The sequence below is a fragment of the Ilumatobacter coccineus YM16-304 genome, assembly GCF_000348785.1.
GTDB lineage: Bacteria > Actinomycetota > Acidimicrobiia > Acidimicrobiales > Ilumatobacteraceae > Ilumatobacter_A > Ilumatobacter_A coccineus.
Window position 1 is genome coordinate 1977461 of sequence record NC_020520.1, and the last position, 22920, is coordinate 2000380.

Sequence of the window (22920 nt, forward strand, 5' to 3'; positions counted from 1 at the left end):
CGGCCACCTGTCAGCGTGACGGCGCGGCGTCGCGACGGAACATCGCCGAACCGAGTGCGCCGAACAGTCCGACGACCACCAGCATCCAGATCGGATCGCGGTTGGTCGCCACCTCGCCACGCGTGCCCGACGCGATCCAGGCCACGGCGATCGCCGAACCGAGCGCACCGCCGATCCGTTGGAACGTGTGGATCAGCGCGGTCGCGGTGGCGAGTCGTTCGGGTGGAACGTGCGACGTACCGGCACCGGTGAGCGGCGGCCAGACGGTCGCCATACCGATACCCGCTCCGACCAGCGCCGGGCCGAGCACCCACCAGTTGGTGTCGGCGCCCAGTCCGATTGCCGGTACGGCGAACAGTGCGGCGTAGAGGAGCGCCCCGGGAACCATGACCCGCCGGAACCCGAACCGGTCGATGGCGTTGCCGGCCGGAACGACGACGACCGACATGCACAACGGCATCAGGCACGCGGCGATCGCCGCCGAGAGCAGACTGAGTTCCCAGAGATCAGTCAGCAGCGTCAGGACGATCAACCAGTGGGCGAAGAACCCGATGGCCGTCGTGAGACTCAGCACACAGGCGAGCGCCATGTTGCGCTCACAGAGCAGGTCGAGCGGAATCACCGGGTCGACCCGACCGGCGGAGCGTTGGACGGCGATGGCGATCAGCGCCACCGCCGATGCGGCGACCAGCAACGCCCGAGACGACAGCCAACCCCAGTCGTTGCCCTCGACGAGCACGAGCACCAGCAAGCCGAGGCCGAGCACGATCGTGATCGCACCGAACAGATCGAGCGGAGTCGCGACCGTCCTCGCCGGTGCGGTCTTCGGTGCCGTCCACGCGAGCACAGCGATCGAGCCGGCGAGCGTGGCGAACACGATGAACGCCGCGCGCCACGATCCGACGTCGACGAGGAGGCCCGCCAGGGGAGCGCCGACCACCCCGGCAACTGCGGTCACCGCACCCCAGATGCCGATGGTTCGACTGCGCTGATGGTGCGGCACGTCGCGCAGGATCAGCGCAAACGAACTCGGTGACATCACCGACAGCGAGAGCGCCTGCATGGCTCGCGCCGCAACCAGCATCCAGAGCGTCGGCGAGACCGCGGCGATCAACGAGAACACGGTGAAGCCGGTCACGCCCGTTCGGAACAACCGCTCGTGACCGAACCGATCCGCCAGACGCCCGGCCTGGAGCAGGACGCCTGCTCCGACGATCCCGGCGACGGTCAGCGTCCACGACGCGGCCGCGCCGTTTCCTCCGCCGATCGTGTCGCGGATCTCGGGGAAAACGACGAACGACGCCGTGGCCTCGAGCCCGCCGACGGAGGCGCCGGCGAGCGCCGCGACCTGGATCCGAGATCGTCGGACCGGTGTGGCCGCCACGGATGTTGTGTCATCGACGAGCAAGTTCCCGAACGTACCGAACGCTCGATTCGCGTCACGTACCGGACGGTTTGTCTCAGAGACAAACCGTCCGGTGGGTCAGGCGAGGGTGCGGACGGCGTCGGGGATCGGTGTCGACCCCGAGATCACCTCGACGGTTCGGTCAGCGCCGGTACCCGAGTCGATCAGTTCGGCGAGCACCTCGGCGACGTCGCGGCGCGGGATCTCGGCCCGGTCGACGCTCTCGGCGAGGGTGACCTCGCCTGTCGCATCGTCGTCGGTGAGACCACCGGGTCGAACGATCGTGTACGCGAGCGCCGACTGCTCCGCTGTGACACGCACGGCGACGTCGGCATCGTGCTTGGCCTGGAGATAGATGCCGAAGGTGTCGTCGTCGTCGATGTCGGACGGGGGATCATCGGCGCCCATCGAACTGATGATGACGAAGCGGCCGGCACCCACGCGAGCGGCCGACTCCACCGACGCGATCGCGCCGTCGCGGTCGAGCGAACGCTTGCGTTCGGCCCCGCTACCAGGTCCGGCTCCGGCGGCGAACACGACCACGTCGCTGTCGGCCAGCGCGGCGTCGAGTGCCGAAGCATCGGCCTCCTCCACGTCGCACTCGACCGGTTCGGCGCCATCGGAACGCAGGTCGTCGAACTGGTCGGACGAACGCACCAGCCCACGCACGGAATGGCCTCGATCGACGAGTTTCGTGGTCAGCTGGCGGGCGATCTGGCCGTGGCCGCCGACGATGGAGACGAGAAGTGACATGGCAGGGCCGTACCCGTTCGACCCCGTCGGTCAAACAGCGCGCGCCTACGGTTGCGCGATGAGCGAACACGAACACCTGCTCCTCGACGTCGAGGATTCGATCGCCACCATCACGATCGACCGTGCCGAGAAGCGCAACGCGATGACCTTCGAGATGCTCAACGGCTTCATCTCGCTCGTGCGAGAAGCAGGGGAGCGAGACGACGTCCGAGTCGTGATCGTCACCGGGCGACCCGGCGTGTTCTGCGCAGGAATCGACCTCGCCGCGCTCGCCGGAGCGACCGGCAGCCTCACGGCCGACGACGAGCCACAGGTGCGCGGCGAAGCCGACGAAGCCGACGTGTGGTGGCCGCTCGTCTCGTGCCCCAAGCCCGTCATCGGAGCGATCGACGGCCCTGCCGTCGGCATGGGAGCCGAGTTCTCCAGCCAGTGCGACGTCCGTATCGGCACCCCCAACAGCCGCTTCGCCTGGAACTTCGCGCACCGCGGGCTCGTCCCCGACACCGGTGCCGGCACCTGGCTGCTGCCACGCCTCGTCGGCCATCAGCGGGCACTCCAGTTGTTGTACTCCGGCGAGTTCATCAGCGCCGACGACGCCCTCGACATCGGCTACCTCGCCGAGATCGTCCCGGCCGACGACCTGCAACAGCGTGCTCGCGAACTGGCCCAATCGTTCCTCGTCGGCTCGCCGTTCTCACACCGACGCATGAAAGAACTCGTCTACGAAGGACTCGCTCGCGACGTCGGCGCACACATGGAAGCACACGTCGCCGCGCTCAAGCAGTGCTTCTCGTCGAACGACCACAAGGAAGGCGTTGCGTCGTTCCTCGAACGTCGCCCGGCCACCTTCACGGGCACCTGATCAGCCAAGGGCTGCGGCCGAAACGGGGGCACCGGTCCGACATACACTCCGGGCATGCCGACACCAGCCGCAACACCAGCAGAGGGCAAGAAGGCGCCCGCGTTCACGTTGCTCGACCAGAACGAGACCAAGGTGCAGCTCTCGAAGCTCGCCGGGCGCAAGCGCCTCGTCTACTTCTACCCACGGGCCTCCACGCCGGGTTGCACCACCCAGGCGTGCGGTCTTCGAGACATCGCCGGTGAGATCGGCGACACCGTCATCCTCGGTATCAGCCCCGACAAGCCGGCCAGCCTCAAGAAGTTCGACGACAAGTACGACCTCGGCTTCACGCTGCTCTCCGACCTCGACCACGCCATTGCCGAGAAGTACGGCGTGTGGGTCGAGAAGAAGAACTACGGCAAGACCTACATGGGTGTGCAGCGCTCGGCGTTCCTGCTCGACGAGGACGGCAAGGTGATCAAGGCGTGGCCGAAGATCAGCCCCAAAGACACGCCGACCAACCTCCTCGCCGCGCTCGCCGAGAGCTGACCATCGACGAGCCGCCACGCGCCGGTGCGTTTCTCGCCGCATCGTCACGGCCGTGACAACTACGGTCGAATTGCATGAGACGTTCCGTGATGCTTTCGATCGCAGCGGCGCTTCTGGTGACGGCCGGATGCGGCGGAGACGACGACGAGTCGACCGCCCTGTCCGACGACGCCACGCCTACCGCTGACGCCACGCCTGCCGCTGACGCCGACGAGGCGGAGACCGACGAGGCCGACACCTCTGCCGAACCCGCCGACGATGCAGCCACCGCCGACGAGTCCGAGCCGGCGCCCGAATCGGACGCTCCCGCCGCCCCGACCGGAGCCGGATCGGCGACCGTGACGATGCAGGGCGAGACGTATCGGTTCGAACAGATCGAGCCCGGTCCCGACGACGACTACTACGTGTTCTGCACCGTGGTCGCCGGCTCCCTGCAAGCCGTACTGCGGCAGGTCGACGATGGAGGCAACACCGTCGACGGTGAGCTGTCGGTGATTCTCCTCGAGCCGGGTGGCCCCTACGAGCAGACCGGCGACCCCGCCGAAGTGCAACTCAGCCTGGGCAACCGCTTCCTGCGCTACAACGAAGGCGACCCGATCGCTGCGCCGTCGAGTGGCGCCGCTGGTGGAGGCACCGTGACCCTCCAAGAGACGGGCACCTTCGATGGCGAGACCGGTGAGACCGCGACCACTGCGGTCGAGGCGACCATCGAGGTGTCGTGCTGACCCACACGAACTGATCGACGCGTCGCCAGCGGCAGGCGGTCAGCGGACCAGGAGCAGTTGGAGCTCGAGGACGCCGAAGTCGTCGACCGACACGACGATCTGACTGTCGGGAACGTCGACGCCGTAGTCGCTGAACGTGATGTCGGTGGAGCCGACGATCACGATCGTGTCGGCCACGAGCTGTGCGTCGAGGCCGATCTCGACGTCACGGGTCGTGCCGTGAATGGTGAGCTGCCCGGTTCCGGTCGCTGCGAACGGCTCTCCGGCGAGCGCGGCATCGGTGAGTTCGATCGGCTCGGTGAGCGCGAACGACGCCGTCGGGTACTCGCCGGTGTCGAGCGCGTCCTGCACGTTGTGGTCACGCCGCGAGTCCTCGGTGGTGATCGTGGTGACGTCGACGTCGAACGTCACGTCGGTCACCGTGGTGCCGTCGATCACGATGCCGCCCTCGACGTCTCCCGTGCGACCGACCGCCGTGGTCGAACCGATTCCGCTCAGTTCCTCCTCGATCCGGAAGCCGACGAACGATCCGGTGGCCGACTCGTAGTCGAAGTCGCCCGACGTCGTGTCGACCGTCCAGGTGCCGCTGAGGTCGGTCGCGGTCACCGCGGCGACCTCGCCGGAAGGCGTTGCGGTGCCGTCGTCAGCTGCAGCGTCGGCGGTGATGACCGATTCGGTGGCTGCCTCGAGACTCACCTCGTCGACGGGATCGCCACGGAAGAACCACCACACACCGGCGGCGGCGACCAACAGCACGGCGACGGTGGCCGCGGCGAGCACTTTCAACAGTTTCGAGTTCATGTTCGCAACGTACGAACCGAACTTGTGGAGACTCTGTGAACCTCCGGTGAGGTCTATGCCGACTCGACCGACTCGGGCGCGAGCGAGTCGAGCAGTTGATCGAGCGGCTCGGGCTTGTGGAGCAGATAGCCCTGTCCGTAGTCGATGCCCAGCTCGCGCACCCGGTTGAGCACATCGGGGCGGTCGACGAACTCTGCCACCGTCTTCATGTCGACCAGTCGAGCCACGTCGACGAAGCAGCGCACGGCGGCGTCGTCGAGCGGGTCGTCGAGCAGGTCCTTGATGAACTGGCCGTCGATCTTCAAGATGTCGACGTCGAGGCTCTTGAGGTAGCCGAACGACGATGCTCCGGCACCGAAGTCGTCGAGCGCGATCTTGACCCCCAAGCCGCCGATCTGCTCGATGAAGTTGGAGGCGTCGGCGAGGTTGGTGATGGCCGCCGTCTCGGTGATCTCGAGGCACAACCGATGGCACACCTCGGGCGGCAGCGCGTCGAGCAGTTCGACCGCGTGGCGATGGAACGCTCGGTCGCCGATCGACTGCCCCGAGAGGTTGATGCACAGCATCTCGACGGCGGCGAGGTCGGGCAACTCGACGAGCCAGTCGGTGGCGTGGCGCAGTACCCACCGGTCGACACGAGTCGCGAGGTGATAGCGCTCGGCGGCGGGGAGGAACGCTCCGGGCTGCACCAGCGATCCGTCTTTACGGCACATGCGCAGCAGCACCTCGGCGTGGAGACCGGTGGCGGGCTCATTGAGTGATTCGATCTTCTGCCCGTAGAGCACGAAGCGGTCGTCGTCGAGCGCCCGCTCGATGCGGGTCGTCCACTGCATCTCGCCCTGTCGTTCGCGGATGGCGGCATCGGTGTCGTACCACGTGTGGACGCGGTTGCGTCCGGCCTCCTTGGCCGCGTAGCAGGCGGTGTCGGCTGCCTGCATGACCTCGGCCGCGGTCGACCACTGCTCGTCGACCGGTACCAGACCGATGCTCGCGCCGACCCGGAAGCGGTGTTCCTCGTGCTGGAACCGGTGCTCGCTCATGCGCTCGCAGATGACCTCGGCGATGCGCTGGGCCTGAGTGATGGTGCAGTGGTCGAGCAGTACGCCGAACTCGTCGCCGCCGAGACGGGCGACCGTGTCGTGCGATCGAACCGCCTCGCTGAGCAGCGCGCTGACCTGCTGGAGCAGTTGGTCGCCCACCGAGTGCCCGCAGGCGTCGTTGACGAGCTTGAACTGGTCGAGATCGATGAACATCATCGCGTGTTGCGAGTGGTCGTCGTGCGAGCGCTGCAACAGCCGCCGCAGTCGGTTCTCGAACTCGCTGCGGTTGATCAGGTCGGTCAGTTCGTCGTGCGATGCCCGGTACGTCATCTCGCCGCTGAGCAAGCGCTGCTCGGTGACGTCGTGGAACACGAGCACCACGCCCAGCACCTGGCCGTACTCGTCGCGGATCGGTGCCGCCGAGTCCTCGATCCCGTACTCCTCCCCGGTCCGTGACAGGAGGAGGGTGCGGTTGACGAGGCCCACGATCCGCTGTTCCTGGAGGCAGGTCGCCATGGGGTTCTCTGTCGGCTGCCGGGTCTCCTCGTCGACGATGTGGAACACCTGTCGCAACGGCTTGCCGCGAGCCTCTTCTGCCGACCAACCGGTGAGCCGTTCGGCCACCGGGTTCATCCACTCGACGTCGCCGGACGGGTCGGCCGTGATCACCGCGTCGCCGATCGACATGAGCGTGACGCGCAACGACTCGTGGCTCTCGGCGAGCGCCATCTCGGCGGCTTTGCGTTCGGAGATGTCCTGGTACGCGCACTCGAGCCGAACGATCTGGCCGTCTCGGTCGCGCTCGGCGAGCCCGAACACGCGCACGCACAACCGGCGCTGCGTCGCGCTGACGAGTTGGAGTTCGTCGTCGAACGGTGTCCCGTCGTCGATGCAGCGGCGCATGTGTGCTCGCATGGTGTCGCGGTCTTCGGGCACGAAGAAGTCCAGCACCTCCTCTTGCGTCGGAGACGTGCCAGGGGGAACCTCGTGCAGGGCGCAGGTGTCGTCGGGCCAGGTGACGACGCCGGTGCGCACGTCGATACTCCACTCGCTCATCTGCGCAGCACGGTTGGCGATGCGCAGCAGCGCCTCGCTCCGCCGAAGCTCGCTTTCGGCCCGGCGCTGCTCGATCATCGACCAGCATCGTTCGACGAACTCCTGGGTGATCTCGACCTCGTCGGGGGTCCACTGCCGCGGTTCGATCTGGTGCACCGCCATCATGGCGCGCAGCACACCGTCGCGGACGAGGGAGCAACACACGATCGACTTGATGCCGATCGCGTTGAACATGTCGGCGCCCTCGCCGGGTTCGAGTTCGGCATCGACGTCACCCACCACGTACGTCCGGCCCTGCGAGAGTTCGCCCACCGCCTGCGATCCGAACAGTGACAGCTGGTAGCGCCCAGCGGTGCTCGGGCAGTCGTCGGTGTAGTCGTGCGGGATGGTGAACCACTCACCGTCGTGGTCGACGTGAGCGAACGCACAGCGCGACGCTCCGAGATGCTGGCCGAGCACCTCGAGTGCCGCAGGCAGGATCTCATCGGGGTCCCGTACGTCACGGGTTCGTTCGACCAGTTCGTGCAGGACCCGTGAGCGGCTCTCACTCTCGCGCAGTCGCCGTTCGGTCTCGAGTTGAGTGGTGATGTCGCGGACGATGCCGATCGCACCGACGGCTTCCGCGTCGCCGCCCCGCTGCACGACCACGTCGACGACGACGTCGACAGGCGTGCCGGATCGGGCGAGCATCTGCGCCCGGCGTTCGTGATCGGAGCCGCCCACCTCCCGTCGCGGCTGCACGAGGTCGGGGTGCTGTGCTGCCGATGCGGCCGTGAAGAAGCGGTCGAGTTGCTGTCCGACCACTTCGTGTCGCGAGAACCCGAGCACGGTGAGCCACTCGTCGGTCACCTCCAGGATCACGCCGCGGGCATCGGTGATGTGGACCATCCCCGACCACGTCGAGACGAAACGACGAAGTGCTTCGGGTGCGAGGTCGGCGACGACGGGTTCTGTCTCAGGCGAGTGGGTGGGGGGATGGGCATCGGGCCCGGTGGATGAGTTGTCTGCCATGAGGTTCCGCGCTGTTTCGAACGGGCGTACCCACCTCGGTTTCCGCACAAACAACATGCGGAGCCGTACGGATCATTCGCCCTCTGTGAGACAATACTCACTCAGCGCAGCGACGTTCGCGGACGGCACCGTTCGCCCGAGGTGGAGGCCAGCCAGTACCGTCGTTCGCGAGCGTGCGACTGGGGGAGCACTGACGAACGAGATCACGACGCCGACGTCCACCGGATCGATCCGGTCGGCGGTCGCGCACGACCTCCGAGGATCCAGCTGGACGCGACGGGCGCTGCTCGTGGCGACGTTCGCGTGGATCGCGTACGAATGGGGTGCCGGCAACGAAGCGGTGACCCCGTGGTTGATCGTGCAGGTCATCAGCGAGTCGTCGGGCTGGACCTCGATCGTCGCCGCCGCGACCGTCGGCTTCGCATTCACCGCGTGTCAGCAGTTCGCATCGGGGATGACCGCGGCAGCCGGTTTCGCCACGTTCGGCCAAACTGCGAGGGCCGCCTGGCAGCGGTTGACGTCCCGGCTCGGTCGGCCCCCGTCGAACTGGAACGACTGCTCGTGGACGGCGCGGGCCGTCGTGGTGTTCACCCTCGGGACGACCGCAGTCGTGCTCGTGCAGTCGGTCACGACCGGGGAAGTCGGTGCTCGACGCCACCGCCGCGTCGTCGCTCAGGCAGCACTGCTCTGTGGCCTGGTCGTGGGCCTGCTCGCCGCGATCGCGGCGGCGCTCGCCGATGTCGGTCGACGCGTCTCGTGGCTGGAAACACCCACCGAGTGGGTCCTCCGCATCCTCGGAAATCCGCTTTTCTGGATCGCCGTGGTCGTGCTGGTCGCGCTCGCCGGACGTTTTGGCAGACAACGCGACTTCTCCGACAGCAGCGGCTGAGCCGCTCAAGTGGCACGGGTGGCGCGCCGAACACACCTTGTGCACGTCTCTGCGAATGCTGATGCGAGTCCGCTCGCTGCAGCGGGGGACACGGGCTCGATCGCCCGACCCGTCGTCACGCGCGTGCGCGTCGCGGCGGCCGTCTTCGCGGTATTGATCGCCGTGCACGCGAGCGGCCTGACCGGGCAACACCTGTATCCGGTCGTGACGTTGACCGCGACGGCCGCAGCCGTCATCGGCATCCGCAGCGCGGGCGAGGTCGATGGTCGTCCGTGGCGCCTGTTCGTGGCGACCGGGCTGCTCTGGACCGTGGCGGGAGCGCTGCGCACCGCACTCGACTCGACCGGCGATCTCACCTCGACCCGGCCGTTGCTGCCCGACCTCTTCGCGATTCCCGGCTACGTCTTCTTCGCGTTCGGGCTCTTCGGGTTGATGCGCGCCCGCGGCGTCGTCCGAGATTCGGCGATCATCATCGACGCGGTGCTCATCGCCGTGGGTTCGGCCGCCGTGGTGTTCGCGACCGTGGTCGCTCCGACGCTGGTGATCGACGGGGCCTGGATGCCCGCTCGACTCGCGGTGGCCGTGTACCCGGCCCTCTCGATGTGGCTGCTGGTGGCCGTGGTCCAGCTCGCGCTCGTGCGCCAGCGAAACCCGCGCGGCTTCTCCCTCGTGATCGCGGGGTCGGCATTCCTGTTGATCGGCGATGTGCTGTTCGCTCTCGGCGAGATCGGCCGCATCGATCTGCCGCGCAATGTCCTCGATCTCCCGTATCTCGCAGTCGCAGCGTGCCTCGGCTGCGCCGCACTGCGCCCGGAGGTCCACCGTCCGCTCGGTGTCAACCGCATCGAGACCGTGGCCACCGATCCGAAACGACTGCTCGCGGTCGGGGTCGCCCTGCTCGCCCCGATCGCCGCGATGGCGGCGGGCACCGAACTGCGTGCCGGGCGCGCGGTCCAGCTCGGTCTGCTGAGCTGCACGGCGATTCTCGCTGTCGCCCGCATCGCGGTCGCAGCGCGCTCGGAACACGCCGCACGCGAACAACTCGTCCGACGGGCGACGCACGACCAGCTCACCGGACTCGCCTCCCGAGAGCTAGTCATCGACTGGGCCAGAGAGCTGCTCGACAATCCCGACGGCCGCCCCATCGCCGTGATGTTCCTCGACCTCGACGAGTTCAAGCTCGTCAACGACTCGCTCGGGCACGCGGCCGGCGACCTGTTGCTCATGGAGGTCAGCCATCGACTCGCGTCGGTCGTGCGCGAAGGCGACATCGTCGGGCGCACCGGCGGCGACGAGTTCGTCATCGTCACGGTCGACCTCGACGCGGACGGAGCACGTGCGCTCGGTGACCGGATCCGTCGCCGACTCCGCGCCCCGTTCCTCATCGGGCTGAACGAGGTGTTCGTCTCGACATCGATCGGGATCACGCTGGCCGGCCCGTCGTCATCGGCCGAAGTGCTGATGCAGGAGGCCGACACCGCGATGTACCGGTCGAAGGCGCGAGGTCGCAACCATGTGACGGTCTTCGACCCGTCGATGCTCGAGCGCGTCAACCGGCGCGTCGAACTCGAACAGGGTCTCCGCCGCGCGCTCCGCAACGACGAGGTCTCGGTCGTGTTCCAGCCGATCGTCGACCGCTCGGTGCCCGAGATCGAGGGGTTCGAAGCGCTGATGCGTTGGTCGAGTGCCGGCGTCGACTACTCGCCCGCCGAGTTCATGGACATCGCGGAAGACTCCGGGCTCATCGTCTCGCTCGGTGAGTTCGTGTTGAGCGAGGCGTGCCGACAATTGGCGTACTGGCGGCGGGTGATCCCGGGCGGCGAGCACCTCACCATGTCGGTCAACCTCTCGGCGCGCCAAGTGCAGACGTCGAACATCGTCGACGTGGTCGCGAGCGTGTTGGAGTCGTACCAGTTGCCCGGTGATGCACTGTGGCTGGAGATCACCGAATCGGTGATGCTCGACGACACGGCGACCACCATCGCGGTGATGAACGGCCTGCGCATGCTCGGAGTTCGGTTGGCCGTCGACGACTTCGGCACCGGATTCTCGTCGCTGTCGTACCTCAGGACGTTCCCCGTCGATCGAGTGAAGATCGATCGATCGTTCATCACCGAGATGACGACGCAGCCCACTTCGGCGGCACTCATCGAGGCTGTCGTCGGAATCGGTCGGTCGATGGAACTCGACGTGGTGGCCGAAGGCGTCGAGACACCCGAGCAGGAAGCTCATCTGACGAAGATCGGATGCACGCGTATCCAGGGGTTCCTCTATGCCCAGCCCGTCTCGGCCGACCACGTACCGGAACTGATCGAGCACTACGCCCGTCGAGGCAGCGATGGTTCGTTCGCCGCGAACTCCGACTCGGCGGCCGGGTCGACGGCAGGGTCGACGACGGATTCGACATCGTCGAGGACGGGAGACGCGGCGGATCGTCGCCGCGGGCAACGGCGCTGCCGCAACTGACGGGGGAGGCCGGGCGAAGCGAGCCGGCGTCTCGATCAGGTACCCGGCAGGGGGTGCGGAAGTTCGGCGGCGTACCAGGTCTGTCGGTCGATCGTTTCGACCGTGGCCGACGGGAAGTTGGACCCGATGCGTTGCACGAGCGAGTCGGTGTCGAACGCCATCCGATTGAACTCGCAGATGTCGAACACCAGCACGCCTCCCTCACGAGCCGGGATGTTCCACATCTCCATGTACAGGCGGTTGAAGAGTGTCATGCCGCGGTGTTCGGGCGACACTGCAACGAGGATGCCGAAGTAGATCCGATCGGCGGCCGCGTGGTCCGGGTACTTCGCCCGGAGATACCGGGGCGAGATCTGCGGAACCGACTCGAGGTGGTTGGTCAGCATCGCCAACCCGACCGGCGTGTCGCCCTCCCAGCCGACGAGCTTGGTGATGCGCGGGTTCGCGAGTTCGGCGAGCACCTCCTCGCGCTCGTAGAGGTGCTGGAGGATCGCGAGTTCTTCGAGCGGCGAGAAGTTGAGCCGATACGCCTCCCACAACAGCTCGGCATCGTGACCTTCGATCACGCTCTCGATGGTGGTGGTGACGGCGGGAGGCGTCGGATGCGCGTCGAGGATCGACTGGTCGGGCGGCGCCAGGGGAGCGATGGGAGTCGCCTCGCCGGGGCCGGCGTCGACGTCGTCGGAGATGGTGGAGGCGGCATCGGGAGGTGTCACGCCACGCCAAGGTACAACACGGCGCCGCGAGACGGGTGTGGCGAGACGGGTGTGGCGCGCCGGCGCGCTGCGATACTCGGTGTGTGGGAGACGAGATCGAGCGCAGGTTCCTGGTCGACGACGTACCGAGTGGCACGGCGGTCGAGTCGGACGAACGGTTGGAGCAGGGGTATCTGGCGATCGACGGGGCAGCCGTCGTCCGGGTCCGACGCAGTGAGCGCGGATGGGTGCTCTGCATCAAGGGCGGGTCCGGTCTGGTTCGTACCGAGGTCGAACGTGATCTCGACGTCGCCGAAGGGGAACAGCTCTGGGAGCTGACGCTGGGGCGGCGCATCGGCAAGCTGCGGCAACGCATCCGACTCGACCACGGCCTCGTCGCCGAGCTCGACACCTTCGACATCGACCTCGACGGTTTGCAGATCGTCGAGGTCGAGTTCGACTCCGAAGCGGCGGCCGCAGCGTTCGTTCCACCCGCATGGTTCGGGCGCGAACTGACCGACGACCCACGATGGAGCAACGTCGCGCTCGCCACGACGGGGCGCCCCGACACCGGGACGGGATCGTCGTCGTCGGCCTCGCCGGTGTCGGAGCCCAGCGAACGTCCCGGGTAGCGAGTGCGTGCTCGTATCGTGGGCGTCGTGGAACAGCGCGCCGCACGAAGGCGAGCCGTCGACCGGTTCGGCACGCGATGGGGCGCACCCGATCTGCTGTCGACGGCCCCGGGGCGGGTCAACCTGATCGGCGAACACACCGATTACAACGACGGCTTCACGCTGCCGATGGCGCTGCCGTTTGCGACGGCGATCGCGCTCGGCTCGACCGGTGACCGCGAATCGGGCGATGTTCGAATCGACTCCACCGGATTCGGTGAGCTCGTGATCGCGGGCGACGGCGAGGTGCCCGCATGGGCACGGCACCTCGTCGGCGTCATCGAACTGCTCGAGGCCACGGGGGTGCCCGCCCGCGGTTGGTCGGCCACCATCGACACCGACATTCCGACCGGTGCGAGCCTCTCGTCGTCGGCAGCGCTCGAAGTCGCCGCGATCAACGCGTTGCTCGCCCGGGCGGGTCTGACGTGGGCGCCGATCGACGTGGCCCGACTCGGCCGGCGTGTCGAGAACGAGATCGTCGGACTGCAGAGCGGGATCATGGATCAGTTCATCTCGGCCGGGGCCGTGGCGGGGCACGCGAGCCTCATGGACTGTCGCGAGCTGACGCTGACGCCCACACCGCTGCCGAACGACGCCGTCATCGCCGTGATGGACACGGGCACACGACGCGTGCTCGCCGACGTCGCCTACGACGATCGACGCGCCGCGTGTGAACGCGCGGCTGCCGAGCTCGGCGTCGCGGCACTTCGCGACGCGACCATCGACGATCTCGACCGCATCAGCGATGCCACCGATCGGCGGCGCGCTCGGCATGTCGTCACCGAGAACGCGAGAGTCCTCGACGTGGTCGAGCGCTGCCGCTCGGGTGACATCGTCGGGATCGGCGAGCTGATGGATCTCAGCCACGAGTCGCTGCGTGACGACTACGAGGTGTCGGGCCCAGGGCTCGACGCGATCGTCGACATCGCACGAGAGGCACCCGGCTGCCTGGGCGCCCGGATGACCGGTGGTGGATTCGCCGGCTGCGCCGTCGCACTCGTGCGGCGCACCGACGCCGAGTCGTTCACCTCGCACGTGATCGAGCGGTACGACCACGACCGACACGAAGCTCGGGTCTGGTTGTGTGAACCGTCCGGCGGGGCGTCGGTCGACCGGACGGTTTGTCTCTGAGACAAACCGTCCGGCGGTCAGCGGAGGGCGCGCAGTCGCTCGGCGAGTTCTTCGGGCACCACGGGGTTGAAGTACTCCTCGCTCGCCACCTCGGCGGCGGCGATGAAGCGTTGCACCCCGGCCGAGCGCCACGGCGAGACGATCTCGATGTTGAACCAGGCATCGGCATCGGCGGTCGTCGGTCGCTGGTTGAGCCACATCATGTACGGCAACGGCTGGTCGTAGAGACGGTCGAGACGATCGAAGACGTCGACGAGCATGTCGGCGAGGCGGTCACGGTCGTCGGCGCTCATGGACGGCAGATCGGCGACGTGATGGTCGGGCGCGACGTCGATCGACACCGGATACGTCGGGGCGTACGGCACCCACGCCGACCATCCGCCGGCAGCGGTGACGAGCCGATCGCCCGGATCAGGGTCGGGACGCCACCCGCCGTCGAGTCGTCGTCGCTGCCGGGACGGGACGTGGTCGTAGGCGTAGATCTGCCCGTGTGGATGAGCGATCGTCGCCCCCACGTCGAGGCCACGGTTCTCGAAGACCAGCACGTAGTCGACATCGTCTCGCGAGCCCAGCGCCTCGGTGCGTTGCGCCCACAGGTCGACGACGCTCCGCACACCGTCGGATCCGAGCGAGGGGAGTGTGGCGTCGTGATCCGACGTGTAGAGCACGACCTCGCACCGATCGCCGTCGAGCGCCGGCCATCGGTTGGCGAACGACCGCACGTCGTACGGTTCGGGAGCCTCGAGCCCACCGACACAGAACGGGCAACCGGTCGACGGTCGGTTGGGACGCTTCTGACGGGCACCGACGATGTGGACGACGGTGCCGAGGTGTGGATCGCTTCGCGTGTCGGACGCAGACGGAGCGTCGTGGCGGCTCATGGCGTTGCCTCCGTGCAGTTGGTTGCCGAGCACGTCGGCCGGCATCGCGGCAGCGTGAGTCTCGATCGGAATCGGACGCAAACCTAACGAGGCCCTCACGGGGGCGCAACGCCGACGACGGGCGGGCGATTGACGTCGGCGACCGCCAGGCGAGTACGGTCCGGCGTCTACACGGGAAGAGGGACGAACATGACAGGGATGCTCAGGGCAACGATCGCGGCAGCGATCGCCGTTGCCGGCGTGGCTGGCGCGCACACGGCGGAGGCCGGAGACGTCGAGACGACCGCGTCGATCACGGTGCGGTACGAGTTCGACGAAGGGCGCGAAGCGTCGGCCGAGAGCCTCACGCAGGCAGAAGCCGACGCGACCGACCCGCTGCTGTTCCTGCGTGCCGAACCGGCGCCGCTCGACATCAGCAACGGTGGGATGTGTATCGAAGAAGCGACGGCGCGCGAGAACTCCGGTACCGACGGCAGGTTCGAGAAAGACCTCGTCTGTGGTGACGTCGACGCGACGGGCTCGGTGTACGACTTCGGGATCGATGCGGTCCCGAGCCGGTTCTTCGTCGGCCGGGTCAACTGCTTCGAGAACCGGAACAGCGTGTTCCTCTCCGACACCGAGCCGACGCTGACACCCGCACCCGGCGAGGACTGGGAGTGCTACGTCAGCATCGAGCCGAAGCCGCTCGTGTTCATCGACAAGGTGGTCGACTTCGACGCCGTGTGCGACGACTTCGAGGACGAAGCGACGTGTCTGAGCGAGCTCGGCCTGTCGTGGGATTCGACCGATTTCCCGCTGGAGATCTACGACGCGGACGGCGAACAGGTGATGTTCGAGAGCCCGGTCCTCGACCCCGACCGTGACGAGTGCGAGCCGGACGTCGAGTTCGGCGGTGACTTCTTCGGCCCGGGCACAGCGGCGACCGCCTCGCTGCTCCCGGTCGACGACAGCCTGTGCGTTGCCGTGCCACTGGCTCCCGGCGAGTACACGATGGGCGAGGTGCTGCCCAGCCACGGCTACGAGGCAGCGCACCTGTACTGCGTCAGCGTGAGCCCCGGTGGCAACGAGATGTTGCCCGCCGAGGACTTCTCGTTCGTCGTCAGCGATCGCTGGAGCGAAACGACGTTCTGCGTGCTGGTCAACGAGTACCTGGTGCAGACGCTGGTCGCCGATCTCGTCATCGACGGCGGCGATCTGGGGCCGGCCGCACCCGCCGACTTCGTCATCAGCGTGACCCGTGATGGCGACGACGCGGTCGTCGCCACCGGCTTCGACCCCGAACCGGGCGTCGACAACGCCTCGGCCGAGTTCGAATTGCCGGTCGGCGCCTACAGCCTCGGCGTCTCGGCACCGGACGGCTACACCGCAACGGTGGAACTCTCGGCCGACGCGGTGGGTCGCTTGCAAGCACCCGCAGCCGACGCCGACTCGGTCGGCCACGAGTTCATGCTGAGCCGCTCGGTCGCGGCGTCGGCCGTGATCACGGTCACCTACGCCGTCGCCACCACCACCACGACGACCACCACGACGCCGGCCACCACCGTTCCGGCCACGACCGCAGCACCCGTCACGACGGCAGCGCCCGCCGTGACCACGACGGTCGGCCCGACGACGACGCTCACCGTTGCCCTGCCGGCGACCGGCAGCGACGGAGGACAGACGACGAACCTGCTGCTTCTCGCCATCGGGCTGCTGGCCCTCGGCGGCGGCATCGTCACCGTCTCACGCCGCCACTGACGCCGTCGCCCGGTCCTGACGGGCCGGGCGATCGGGAGTCGGCGAGCGCGTCGCCGGGGTCCGATCGGCCAGACTGTGATCTGGATGAAGAAGCTCGCCTCGCGCCCGATCGACACCGTCGACCTGCTGTCGCTGCCGGTCTTCGTCGCGACCATGGCCTGGGAGTCGCGTGTGCTGGCCAGACGCGAACTGCGAGAACTCGGCGACCTCGACAGCGCCACGAACGACGAACTCTCCGACCCGACGTTGCCTGCCGACCCGCTCGTCCCACTCGGCTACGAACGGCGCGACACCAAGGCGAGCCTGACCATGCTCGCCGGCAACGTGGTGGTCAACCTCGCCGTCGCCGGTGCGGTCGGAGCCATGAGCAGGTTCGTGTTCAAGCGTCGAATCGTGAATCTGCACGCCACCACGTGGTCGCTACCAGCCGCCATGGTCGCCTGGGACTTCATGTACTACTGGAACCACCGCTGGATGCACGAGATCCGCCTGTTCTGGGCCAACCACGTCACGCACCACTCGAGCGAGCGCTACAACCTGTCGACCGCGTTGCGGCAACCGTGGTCGGGATACCTGATGTCGTGGGCCTTCCTGCCGATGCCGCTGCTCGGCATCCCCGCACATCACGTCGCCAAGGCCGGTCAGATCAACCTGCTGTACCAGTACTGGATCCACACCGAAGCCATCGACAAGCTGGCCCGGCCGCTCGAAGCAGTGCTCAACACCCCGTCGCACCACCGTGTCCACCACGGAGCGAACCCGCAGTACCTCGACAAGAACTACGGCGGCATCCTCATCGTGTGGGACAAGCTGTTCGGCACGTTCGAACCCGAGGTGCGCCGCATCAAGTACGGCCTCACGAAGAACATCCGCACGTACAACCCGATCCGCATCGGCTATCACGAGTTCGTCGACATCGCCCGCGACGTGGTTCGCGCCACGGGCTGGCGCAACAAGCTCGGCCACGTCGTCCGCCGTCCCGGCTGGCGGCCCACGACGGGGCCCACCGCCGACCCCGCCGCGATGTCGGCTGCCTGACCGCGAACGATTGCACCGTCTCCACCGGTCGCGCCGCGCGCGGGGCCTCGTCGGTGTCACATAGTGTCTGTGGTGACGAGGGGCACCGATGCAGAGCGACGACGACGGCACGAAGCTGAGCTTGCGAATCCCGGCACCGGCGCGAGGCGAGCACCCGCCCGATCGGGTGCGCTACATCAGTCGGGCCGGCGAGATGCACAAACCGGCGCTCGACGAGAAGGTCGAGCGCATCGCCCTGATGCGCAAGCAACTCGTTCGGGTGATCGACGACGACGGGCAGGCGGTGGGGGACTGGGTGCCCGACCTGACGGTCGACGAGAAGGTCCGTGGCCTGCGCGACATGATGCTGACGCGTGCGTTCGACGCCCGACTGTTGCGCGCACACCGCCAGGGCAAGACGTCGTTCTACATGCAGTCGCTCGGTGAGGAGGCCATCGCGTGTGCACAACAGCGCGCCCTGCGCCCCGGCGACATGCACTTCCCCACGTACCGGCAGCAGGGGCTGCTGATCTCGAGTGGGTATCCGCTGGTCGACATGATGAACCAGGTGCTGTCGAACGAGTTCGATCCGTTGCACGGCCGGCAGTTGCCGGTGATGTACTCGGCGAAGTCGCACGGGTTCTTCTCGATCTCCGGCAACCTCGCGACCCAGTACATCCAGGCCGTCGGTTGGGCGATGGCGTCGGCGCTGAGCGGCGGCACCGAACTGGCCTCGGCATGGATCGGTGAAGGGGCGACGGCCGAGTCCGACTTCCACGCCGCCTTGGTCTTCGCCTCCACGTACCAGGCGCCGGTGATCTTGAACATCGTCAACAACCACTGGGCGATCTCGACACCCGAGGACTTCGCCCGCGGTGCCTCCGCGACGTTCGCCGATCGCGGGTACGGGTTCAGCATCCCGGCGTTGCGCGTCGACGGCAACGACTACCTCGCGGTGTACGCGGCGTCACAGTGGGCGGCCGAACGTGCCCGCACCAACCTCGGTCCGACGCTCATCGAGTGGATCACGTTGCGCGTCGGCGCCCACTCGACCTCCGACGACCCGTCCGTGTATCGGCCACCCGACGAGACCGAACGTTTCCCGCTCGGCGACCCGGTGGAGCGGTTGCGTCGGCACCTCGAGTCGATCGGCGAGTGGAACGACGAACGCCACGAGTCGCTCCAAGCGGAGGTCGACACACAGATCGCCGACGCGTTCGCCGAAGCCGACGCACACGGCTCGGTGAAGACCGGCGACGTCGGCAGTGCACGAACCCTCTTCGACGACGTCTACGCCGAGGTGCCACGTCACCTCCGCGAACAGCGCGAGCGGATGGAGGAGTCGACGTGACCGCGATGACGATGATCGAAGCGATCCGCGACGCGCACGTCGTCGCGATGGAACGCGACGACAAGGTCGTGGTGTTCGGCGAAGACGTCGGCTACTTCGGCGGAGTGTTCCGATGCACCCAGGGCCTCCAGGAACGCTTCGGCGACCACCGCTGTTTCGACTCGCCGATCAGCGAGGCCGGGATCGTCGGGGCTGCGGTCGGCATGGCCGCTTACGGGCTGCGGCCGTGCGTCGAGATCCAGTTCGCCGACTACATGTACCCGGCATACGACCAGATCGTGTCGGAGGCCGCACGCCTTCGGCATCGGTCGGCGGGCGATTTCACCGCGCCGCTCGTCGTGCGGATGCCGACCGGCGGTGGCATCTACGGAGGCCAGACCCACTCACAGAGCCCGGAGGCGTTGTTCACCCACGTCGCCGGCCTCAAGACCATCGTGGTGTCGAACCCGTACGACGCGAAAGGCCTGCTCATCGCGGCCATCGAAGACGACGACCCCGTCGTCTTCCTCGAACCGAAGCGGGTCTACAACGGTCCGTTCGACGGCCACCACGACCGACCGATCGTGCCGTGGTCGAAGCATCCGTTGGGCGAGGTGCCGGACGGTCACTACACCATCGACATCGGCTCCGCCCGCATTCACCGCGCAGGCGACGAGGTCACGGTGCTCGCCTACGGCACGCTCGTCCACGTCGCCCAGGCCGCTGCCGACGAGCAGGGCATCGACGCCGAGATCATCGACCTCCGCACGCTCGTTCCACTCGACGTCGACTCGATCGTGGCATCGGTCCGCAAGACGGGCCGCTGTCTGGTCGTGCACGAGGCGACGCTCACGTCGGGCTTCGGTGCCGAGCTGTGTGCCACCGTGCAGGAGCGCTGTCTCTTCGAACTCGAAGCACCCATCGTGCGGGTCTGCGGTTGGGACACGCCGTACCCACACGCTCACGAATGGTCGTACTTCCCCGGGCCTGCTCGCGTCGGACGGGCCATGCGAGACGTGGTGTCGCAATGAGCCGGTTCGAGATGCGGCTTCCCGATGTCGGCGAAGGCGTCGCCGAGGCCGAGATCGTCGAATGGTTCGTGGCCGTCGGTGATCGTGTCACGCCCGACACCGTCGTCGCCGAGGTGCTCACCGACAAGGCGACCGTCGAGGTGTCGGCACCGGTCGACGGTGTGGTCGCCGAACTCCACGGCGAACCGGGCGACGTCCTCGCCGTCGGTGGTGACCTCATCGCGATCGACACCGACACGCCCGGCAACGCAGAGGCCGGCTCGGAGCCGGGCCACGCCAGCAGCGCCGGCGGCGACACCCCCGGCCCCATGCCGAACGACACCGCGAGCGACACGGCGAGCGGCACCGCAGTCGAGGCGCCGGTGCCGGCTCGCCCGCCCGGTGAGCGCGCCGCCGCGGCGCCGGCGGTTCGTGCCCGAGCGACGTCGCTCGGGATCGACCTGTCGTCCATCGCCGGAACGGGACCCGACGGCCGTGTCGTCCACGGCGACCTCGATCAGGAGTTGTTGCGGCGCATCGACGCGAGCACGGGCGGGCAACCGGCCGCTCGCCCTGCCCCGGCCACGAGCGACGGTGTCTCCACGCCGGTCCGGGGGCTCCGTCGTCGCATCGCCGAGCGGCTGTCGGCAGCGTGGAACGACATCCCGCACATCACGTACGTCGACGACGTCGACGTCACCGAGGTCGAACGGCTCCGTCGCGAGCTCAACGATCGGCCGACGAACGACGGCGTGCATCTGACCCTCTTGCCGTTCCTCGCACGAGCGCTCGTGCTCGCTGTGGCCGATCAGCCACGGCTCAACGCGCACTACGACCACGCCTCCGAAACGCTGACGACGTTCGCCGCCGTACACATCGGCATCGCGACGCAGACCGACGACGGACTCCTGGTGCCGGTGGTTCGCCATGGCGAGTCGCTCGGGCTCCGGAACATGGCGAGCGAGATCGGTCGAGTCACCGCGGCAGCCCGTGAGGGTTCCGCCCGCCGTGAAGAACTCGGTGGGTCGACCATCACCGTCACGTCGCTCGGCGCGCTCGGCGGCCTCGTGACCACCCCGATCATCAACCCGCCGGAGGTCGCGATCATCGGCGTCAACAAGATCGAGACCCGGCCCGTGTGGCGCGACGGCACCGTGCAGCCACGTCAGGTGATGAACCTCTCGTCGAGTTTCGACCACCGGATGGTCGACGGCTGGGACGCGGCGACGTTCGTCCAACGGATCAAGGCGCTGCTGGAGACCCCGGCGCTGCTCTTCGTCGACGAGCGCTGACGCCCCGGCCCGCCACGAACCGGGAACGAGTACAGCGCCGTGCTTCAATGAACCGGCCGGACCACAGACAGGACTCGAACACGATGGACTCACCGACCACGATCACCGAAGAGGCCGCCCTGCGCGCCGTGTATCGCGAGCCGACGCAGACGGTGTACGACAAGGCGACCGACCACATCGACGGGGGAGCAGCCGATTTCATCGCGAGTTCGCCGTTCGTCGTGCTCTCCACGTCGAGCGACGATCGAACGGATGCGTCGCCCCGTGGTGGCCCACCCGGCTTCGTTCGGGTGCTCGACCGTCAGCGTCTGGCCTGGGGTGACCTCACGGGCAACAACCGCCTCGACTCGTTCGGCAACCTGATCTCGCATCCGAGCATCGGGCTGCTGTTCCTCGTGCCTGGCGTGCTCGAGACGCTGCGCGTGAGCGGCACCGCCCGGTTGGTGCGCGACGACGAGACCTTGGCGGCGTGCGCGATCGACGGTCGGCTTCCGAAGACGGCCGTGGTGGTCACGGTCGACGAGTGTTTCATCCAGTGCGGTGCGGCACTGCGACGCAGCGGCATGTGGGACACCGGCACCTGGCAGTCGGCCGACCAGCGGCCGTCTGGTGCTGCGATCCTCGCCGGTCATCTCGGCGTGAAGGAAGCCGCCGACGACATCGAACGCGGGCTCGCCGACTACTACGACAATCACATCTGGGCGGCCGGCGGACGCAACGACGACGCCTGACCTCAGCGACCGTCCGACGACGCTCGTCGACCGGAGGGTGGGCTAAATCGCCGCAGCGAGGTTCGACGCGACCCTAGATTCCGATGGATGAGTGATCGTGTCGACCTCGTTCGTGCGTCGCATCGCTGGGGAGCCACCCCGCTGCTCGTGATGTCCCTCCTCGTGGGCGCCTGCGGGTCCGACGAGCCAGCCGACTCGGGCCTCGCCTCGGGTTCGGCGTCCACCCCGGCAGCGTCGTCGGACGTCGCCGACTCGACGGCGCCCGAGCCCGCCGACACCACGCCCGACACCGCGTCCGACGCGACACCGGCGCCAGAGGAATCGACGTCGGTTCCCGCCACGACCGAACCGGAGCCGCAGCCCGACCCGGCGACTCCCGACGGGGACTGTTCGTTCGAGTACACGATCGGAACGACGCAGGTCGTGGGCGAGGAGGGCGACGTCGTCCTCTGGTCCGACTCGGCCGAACGAGAGAGTCGAGTGCTGGTCGGCGATCCGAACGGTGACGGTCACGGCGCACAGCTCACGTTCACGACGGAGACAGGAATTCGGTCGACGGGTGACCCCGTCACCGGTGTGGGCCCGTACTTCGTCCGGTTCGCCGACTTCCTGGCCGACGGCGAAACGTCGCTGGGCGCGTCGGTGTCGAACACCGGCGAGGGCGAGATCACGATGTACGACGCGGGCGTGGCGGTCGCCGGCCAGGCCACCGGAACGGTGGGTGGGATCGGCAACCCGCTCGACTTCTCGCTCTCGTTCGCGGTGTACGACAACGGTGACGACACCGGCGACGCCGACGTCTTCAGATGCATCATCGGAGTGTCAACGGGAGGTTCGTGACCGCACGCTTGTTTCCCCCGGACCTGGACCGAGGGAAACAAGCGTTCGC

20 protein-coding genes are annotated in these 22920 nt (G+C 67.8%); 14 read left to right on the forward strand and 6 right to left on the reverse strand.

The features are described from left to right. Window positions 1-10 precede the first annotated feature (10 nt). Entirely contained in the window at window positions 11-1384 is a 1374-nt protein-coding gene (locus YM304_RS08905; RefSeq protein ID WP_015441336.1) for an MFS transporter, read from the reverse strand. Between the two features lie 99 nt (window positions 1385-1483). Then, window positions 1484-2158, reverse strand: coding sequence for an NAD(P)H-binding protein (locus tag YM304_RS08910; RefSeq protein ID WP_015441337.1), 675 nt, complete (start codon window positions 2156-2158; stop codon window positions 1484-1486). 58 nt (window positions 2159-2216) lie between these two features. On the opposite strand from YM304_RS08910, the gene YM304_RS08915 reads away from it, so the two are divergent. The 3 genes from YM304_RS08915 to YM304_RS08925 all read left to right on the forward strand — a co-directional run bounded on the left by YM304_RS08915 (window position 2217) and on the right by YM304_RS08925 (window position 4273). Beyond that, the gene (locus YM304_RS08915; RefSeq protein WP_015441338.1) at window positions 2217-3020 is read left to right on the forward strand and encodes an enoyl-CoA hydratase/isomerase family protein; all 804 of its coding nucleotides are present in this window, start codon (window positions 2217-2219) and stop codon (window positions 3018-3020) included. 54 nt (window positions 3021-3074) lie between these two features. Then, window positions 3075-3548 carry a thioredoxin-dependent thiol peroxidase gene (gene bcp, locus YM304_RS08920; RefSeq protein WP_015441339.1) on the forward strand — a complete coding sequence of 158 codons (474 nt, stop codon included), beginning with the start codon at window positions 3075-3077 and terminating at the stop codon, window positions 3546-3548. A gap of 74 nt (window positions 3549-3622) precedes the next feature. After that, on the forward strand, window positions 3623-4273 hold the full coding sequence (locus YM304_RS08925) for a hypothetical protein (protein ID WP_015441340.1): 651 nt from the start codon (window positions 3623-3625) through the stop codon (window positions 4271-4273). A 39-nt stretch (window positions 4274-4312) separates the two neighbouring features. Here YM304_RS08925 and YM304_RS22290 read toward each other — a convergent pair whose 3' ends face one another. Beyond that, window positions 4313-5074 (reverse strand): YceI family protein, encoded by a 762-nt coding sequence (locus YM304_RS22290; protein ID WP_015441341.1) that lies wholly within the window; start codon window positions 5072-5074, stop codon window positions 4313-4315. Window positions 5075-5127: 53 nt separating this feature from the next. Continuing rightward, window positions 5128-8181, reverse strand: a complete 3054-nt coding sequence (locus tag YM304_RS23905; RefSeq protein WP_015441342.1) for an EAL domain-containing protein — start codon at window positions 8179-8181, stop codon at window positions 5128-5130. A 289-nt stretch (window positions 8182-8470) separates the two neighbouring features. Between YM304_RS23905 and YM304_RS08940 the strand changes: the two genes are divergently transcribed. Together YM304_RS08940 and YM304_RS22295 are read left to right on the forward strand one after the other, a co-directional pair. Then, on the forward strand, window positions 8471-9070 hold the full coding sequence (locus tag YM304_RS08940) for a hypothetical protein (RefSeq protein ID WP_041298146.1): 600 nt from the start codon (window positions 8471-8473) through the stop codon (window positions 9068-9070). A 123-nt stretch (window positions 9071-9193) separates the two neighbouring features. Further along, the gene (locus tag YM304_RS22295) at window positions 9194-11536 is read left to right on the forward strand and encodes a putative bifunctional diguanylate cyclase/phosphodiesterase (RefSeq protein WP_015441344.1); all 2343 of its coding nucleotides are present in this window, start codon (window positions 9194-9196) and stop codon (window positions 11534-11536) included. Window positions 11537-11571: 35 nt separating this feature from the next. Here the strand turns inward: YM304_RS22295 and YM304_RS22300 are convergent, their stop codons facing one another. Then, window positions 11572-12252 (reverse strand): hypothetical protein, encoded by a 681-nt coding sequence (locus YM304_RS22300; RefSeq protein ID WP_015441345.1) that lies wholly within the window; start codon window positions 12250-12252, stop codon window positions 11572-11574. A gap of 83 nt (window positions 12253-12335) precedes the next feature. Between YM304_RS22300 and YM304_RS08955 the strand changes: the two genes are divergently transcribed. Beyond that, window positions 12336-12863, forward strand: coding sequence for a CYTH domain-containing protein (locus YM304_RS08955; protein WP_015441346.1), 528 nt, complete (start codon window positions 12336-12338; stop codon window positions 12861-12863). A 27-nt stretch (window positions 12864-12890) separates the two neighbouring features. Continuing rightward, the gene (gene galK, locus YM304_RS08960) at window positions 12891-14033 is read left to right on the forward strand and encodes a galactokinase (RefSeq protein WP_015441347.1); all 1143 of its coding nucleotides are present in this window, start codon (window positions 12891-12893) and stop codon (window positions 14031-14033) included. Between the two features lie 17 nt (window positions 14034-14050). Here the strand turns inward: galK and YM304_RS08965 are convergent, their stop codons facing one another. Further along, complete coding sequence (locus YM304_RS08965; protein ID WP_154723378.1) at window positions 14051-14959, reverse strand: galactose-1-phosphate uridylyltransferase; 909 nt, start codon at window positions 14957-14959, stop codon at window positions 14051-14053. 153 nt (window positions 14960-15112) lie between these two features. On the opposite strand from YM304_RS08965, the gene YM304_RS08970 reads away from it, so the two are divergent. From YM304_RS08970 to YM304_RS09000, 7 genes are all read left to right on the forward strand, one after another. Continuing rightward, window positions 15113-16651, forward strand: a complete 1539-nt coding sequence (locus tag YM304_RS08970) for a hypothetical protein (protein ID WP_041298147.1) — start codon at window positions 15113-15115, stop codon at window positions 16649-16651. A gap of 84 nt (window positions 16652-16735) precedes the next feature. Continuing rightward, window positions 16736-17689: a sterol desaturase family protein gene (locus YM304_RS08975; protein WP_154723379.1), complete on the forward strand. Its 954-nt coding sequence runs from the start codon at window positions 16736-16738 to the stop codon at window positions 17687-17689. A gap of 88 nt (window positions 17690-17777) precedes the next feature. Continuing rightward, a complete protein-coding gene (locus tag YM304_RS08980) occupies window positions 17778-19019 on the forward strand; it encodes a thiamine pyrophosphate-dependent dehydrogenase E1 component subunit alpha (protein WP_015441351.1) in 1242 nt (413 codons plus the stop codon). Then, window positions 19016-20029: an alpha-ketoacid dehydrogenase subunit beta gene (locus tag YM304_RS08985; RefSeq protein ID WP_015441352.1), complete on the forward strand. Its 1014-nt coding sequence runs from the start codon at window positions 19016-19018 to the stop codon at window positions 20027-20029. The genes YM304_RS08980 and YM304_RS08985 overlap by 4 nt, the downstream gene beginning before the upstream one ends. Further along, window positions 20026-21300 carry a dihydrolipoamide acetyltransferase family protein gene (locus YM304_RS08990; protein WP_015441353.1) on the forward strand — a complete coding sequence of 425 codons (1275 nt, stop codon included), beginning with the start codon at window positions 20026-20028 and terminating at the stop codon, window positions 21298-21300. Before YM304_RS08985 ends, YM304_RS08990 begins: the two co-directional genes overlap by 4 nt. Window positions 21301-21383: 83 nt before the next feature. Then, window positions 21384-22031, forward strand: a complete 648-nt coding sequence (locus YM304_RS08995) for an MSMEG_1061 family FMN-dependent PPOX-type flavoprotein (RefSeq protein WP_015441354.1) — start codon at window positions 21384-21386, stop codon at window positions 22029-22031. Between the two features lie 87 nt (window positions 22032-22118). Beyond that, window positions 22119-22871 (forward strand): hypothetical protein, encoded by a 753-nt coding sequence (locus tag YM304_RS09000; RefSeq protein ID WP_015441355.1) that lies wholly within the window; start codon window positions 22119-22121, stop codon window positions 22869-22871. Window positions 22872-22920 lie beyond the last annotated feature (49 nt).